At 58.4% G+C, this 4,246-nt stretch carries 2 protein-coding genes, 1 tRNA gene and 1 pseudogene; 2 read left to right on the top strand and 2 right to left on the bottom strand.

The annotated features are described in order from the left end of the window. Positions 1-2 precede the first annotated feature (2 nt). Positions 3-79 (top strand) — tRNA-Met (locus tag EDC90_RS20520). Between the two features lie 313 nt (positions 80-392). Next, a complete protein-coding gene (locus EDC90_RS21400) occupies positions 393-539 on the top strand; it encodes a hypothetical protein (RefSeq protein WP_245511161.1) in 147 nt (48 codons plus the stop codon). A gap of 99 nt (positions 540-638) precedes the next feature. Here the strand turns inward: EDC90_RS21400 and EDC90_RS21395 are convergent. After that, a pseudogene (locus EDC90_RS21395) lies at positions 639-1,721 on the bottom strand (recombinase family protein); the annotation flags it as partial. 428 nt (positions 1,722-2,149) lie between these two features. Further along, on the bottom strand, positions 2,150-4,246 hold a 2,097-nt coding region (locus tag EDC90_RS20510; RefSeq protein WP_207903991.1), incomplete at its 5' end, for an AAA family ATPase.

Raw genomic sequence — 4,246 nt, 5'->3', positions numbered from 1 at the left:
AACGCGGGGTGGAGCAGCCCGGTAGCTCGTCAGGCTCATAACCTGAAGGCCGCAGGTTCAAATCCTGCCCCCGCAACCAACACTGTTTTATCAACTATATCAAAGGCTTCACTTTTGCAGGGTGAGGCCTTTTTGTCGTTTTTAGCCGAGACACCCGTCGCAAGATGCAGTAACCCTGCAATCGCGCCATGTAAATCGATATCGAGACCCGTCCCGTCTTCCGATGGCGTCAGAACAATCTTCTCAATCAGATCGCGCAGCGCTTCCTTCGACCCCAGCATCTGATCAGCCTCGCTCAGCCCAGCGATGAGCCCTGTAATCTGTTCGCGATAGCGCGCCGCCATCGACGGGTGGAACAGGACCGGTTCCGGTGTTTCGATTGATGCAAGTTCGTGCTCGAGAGCCTTGCGGCGGCGATCGAGCTCGTTCATGCGGTCCTTGACCTGATCGGCAGGCACGCCGGCGACAATCGCATCAACCAGTTTGGCATGATCGTTTTTGACCCCGGCGAGCTCTGCCTCCTTGGTTTTGCGATCTGATGCCGCTGAACTGGCCAACCGGTTCCGTTCTGCGGTATATTCCTCACAGAAAATCCTGACAGCTTCTGGTTCCATCAGATGATTGGTCAGTGCCTCAAGGACACGGGTCTCAAGATCACGCTGCTTTATGGTGAGCATGTTGGTACAGACAGTATTGCCCTTGTTGCGCGCCGCAGAGCACCCGAAAGCATCTTTTTGTATTTTGGAAAAGCCACTGCCGCAGCAACCGCAACGCATGAGGCCGGAAAATAATGTGCGTGGGCGCCGCCGGTTCCAGACGGCAGTCCCGGTTCCCTTGCTTTTGAGCGTGCCCTGCCGTGCCTTGGCGGCGTCCCACAAGGACTTGTCGATGATGCGCAGATCCGGGACATCTGTGATGGTCAGGTCCTCTTGCCTGTTTGGACGCGACACGCGCTTTCCCGTATCGGGATCCTTGATATAGGCAAGCCGGTTCCAGACAAGTCGTCCGATATAGAGTTCATTATTGAGAATGCCGGTGCCTCGTTCCCGGTTTCCATGGATTGTTGAGGCCCCCCAGTGCTTGCCGCGGGGTGCTGGAACCTGTTCGCGGTTCAGCGCTTCGGCAATCTTCTTCGGCGAGATGCCATTCGCATAATCGCGAAAAATACGTCGGACAATGGCCGCTTGGCTCTGATTGATCGCGCGTTCTCCATGGACGGGCTCGCCCGTCTGATCGCGTATGGCAACAACATCATATCCATAGGTCCTGCCGCCGGCGGACTTGCCTGCCGATGCGCGACCGCGAAGGCCTTCGCGTGTCTTCTTACCCAGATCCTTGAGATAGAGGGCATTCATCGTGCCTTTCAGGCCGATATGCATCTCATCAATGCTGCCTTCCGAGACCGTCTCGATCATGACGCCGGCAAACCGAAGTTTTTGATAAAGGCCTGCGATGTCGGCCTGATTGCGCGACAGACGGTCGAGGGCGTGCGTGATCACGAGATCGAACTGCCGCGACTGGGCATCACGCATCAACTTCTGAATTCCGCTGCGCATGAGGCTGGCGCCGGACGTTGCGCGGTCGGAATATGTCTCGACTACATCTAGACCCTGACGCTTTGCATAGTCATCGCAGGCACGAACCTGATCATCAATCGAGGCGTCCCGCTGCAGATCGGTCGAGTAGCGGGCATATATGACAGCGCGGATGGGACTGGACATCGCAGGTCTCCGGATAACAATCACCACGGATCGCGATCATGGTCCTTGCGTGCCTGATCACGAGCGAGAGCGCGGATGAAATTGTAGAAGTCTTCTTTATCGTCTGAAGGCGCGGCCGCATTGTCAACAGGCAAAGCGCGGGTGGCACCTGCTGCCTTGTTCCTGATTTTGACATGCCTCGTCCGTTCTCGCGCCATAGGCCCCGAGTGCTCCAGTCCGGTGGAGGTCTTGCCTCCGCTGTGGTTGATGGGAGCATTTTACCCGGAGTGCGCAAATTTTATCGAGTCCAAAAAACGCGCCGAACGCACGAAAATGTTGAAAACGAAGAGAAAACTTACGAAAGATTCCACGTATGTGAAGAATGCATGTCGATTGCGCTGAAACGCCTGTAAACGTCACTGGTTTGGTGAGGGCAAATGCCTCTCGCCTCATGGCGCATCACGCGTGTTGCTCGCCTTGTTTGTTTCTCGTTCTGATGGCTTGTGAGCGACTGCTGCTTCTGTGTCGTCAGTGCTCACTGTCTGTCGCTCAACAGGTTGCGGCTCGATCATGTTATTCTCGAGGAGGAGCGGTTCTGACGCGATGCCCGCCAGCAACTTTGACAATTGCGGATCGATCAACTCACGTTCACTGACGAGTGCCTTTGCCATATGCTCCAGTTGCAGTTTGTGTTTCTGCAGGATCTCGGCAGCCAGTGCTTCAGCCTGTTCCAGTCGTTGCTGGACACGCTGTCTCTGGGCGGGGTCATGAAGTGCAAGCCCGTCGGCATCACCTCGATATACAGGGCCATAAGCGCCAAGCCCCAGTTGCTGGTCGATCTGCAGGGCCATGTTCGTGGCTCGTGCCAGATCCGACTGTCGGCTGCCACCCGCACCTGCCGAAATCTCGCCGAGGACGAGACGCTCCGCCGCCCGCCCGGCCATCAGGCACGCGATCCCAGCGTGGACATCACGCAGCAGGGATTGATTGCGACGGTTCTGCGTCACGGTTTCGCCGCCCAGCGGGTTCAGCATGATGCGCGTGACCGGGCCGAGCGCGAGCGCGGTGGCGACGATGGCATGGCCGCACTCATGCAATGCGATGCGCCAGTCGAGCGCCTGGTCGGCCTCAGAGTGGGAATAGCCGATAAGCTTACGAAGGTCGTGGAACTCAAGCGCCCTGTTCTGGCTGCGTGCGATCGACTTTGCCTGTCTGACGGCGGCATCCACATCGGCAGCGGTCATGCCGATTGCGGTTCGCGCCAGGTCATCGATATCTGACAGTGAGAATTCCGCCGGAAGCCGGGATCTCAGAATGCCCGCAATCTCGGCCTTTCCAGGCAGCGGGACCTGAACCTTGCGGTCGAAACGTCCGGGACGCAGGATGGCGGGATCAAGACTATGGACGTCATTGCAGGCGCCGATCAGGAGAATACCCTCCTCGCGCATCAGCAGATCGATCTGCTCAAGAACGGCGTTGATGACCTGCCGCCTGTATGAGCGGCCATGGGCGTCCGTGTCGTAGCGGCTGCCTGCGGCGTCGATTTCATCGATGAACAGGATCGCCGGCTTTTTCTCGATCGCTTGGACGAAAGATTGACGCATGGCCGCCAGCATGTCCCCGAGATGCCCGGTGCTCTGCCACTCGGCAAAGCTTGCTTGCACGAAGTGGACACCAGCGCTTGCGCCCATGGCGCGGGCCAGCCAGGTTTTTCCGGTTCCCGGAGGACCGTGGAGAATCATTGACCGCGTCAGTTCCGACCATTCGCACGTGCCCTCCTTCCATGCGGCGAGGTCGGCGACCAACTGCCGTGCCGCCTGCAGGGCCGGACTGTTGCCGTCCATATCCTCCAGCCGAGGACCGTCCGGTTTTTGCCTCTTCGATAATTTCTCCGTTGCCGATGACAGCCGGTCCACGACCCCGCGCGCTGTTGGCGCACGCAGTGCAGCGGACAGGACGGAGCCGGGAAGTTCCGTGAGCGCCTTTTCATCAGGGATTCGCTCAAGTAAGGCGGCGTGGTCTTTTCCATCCACAAGCCCGTGACTGTAGCGCAGATGTTCGCCAAAGATCGTCCGACTCAGTGGCGCAATCGGCACTGGCGCAGGCAGGGCGCATTGCAGATCTGGCGGGAGCTCGCACCCTCTGGGAACCAGGACGAACAGCCGATCAGGAAGCGATAGAGCAGTGCGGATGTCGGATCCGAAAATATTGAGTACACGTTCAGCAACCCGCCCATTGGTGATCTCGGGAGCCAGCAGGCAGAGCGCGTTCGGCTCGCCTTTGAGCATTCTCGCCTCGGAGGCAACAATCCATCCGGGTGGCATGAGGATCAATGTCAGGAGATCCTGCGTACGGGCCACTTCCTGCGGCTCGATATTCCCTAACACGACGACAGAACTGGCCGCGCCAAAGCAGGCGATGAACGCATCCTCGCTGCCAAAAGTGGCTGCAAGTTTCAGTGCCAACGAGAGTGTCGGGTGCGGAATCGGCTGCATTGGCGAGGGTCCGTCCTCCTCAGACATGGAAATATCACACTCATCGCCGTC

It is taken from the genome of Martelella mediterranea, assembly GCF_004342225.1.
GTDB lineage: Bacteria > Pseudomonadota > Alphaproteobacteria > Rhizobiales > Rhizobiaceae > Martelella > Martelella mediterranea_B.
Note: the sequence above shows the minus strand (reverse complement) of the source record. Positions and strands in the feature narration are given on the sequence as shown.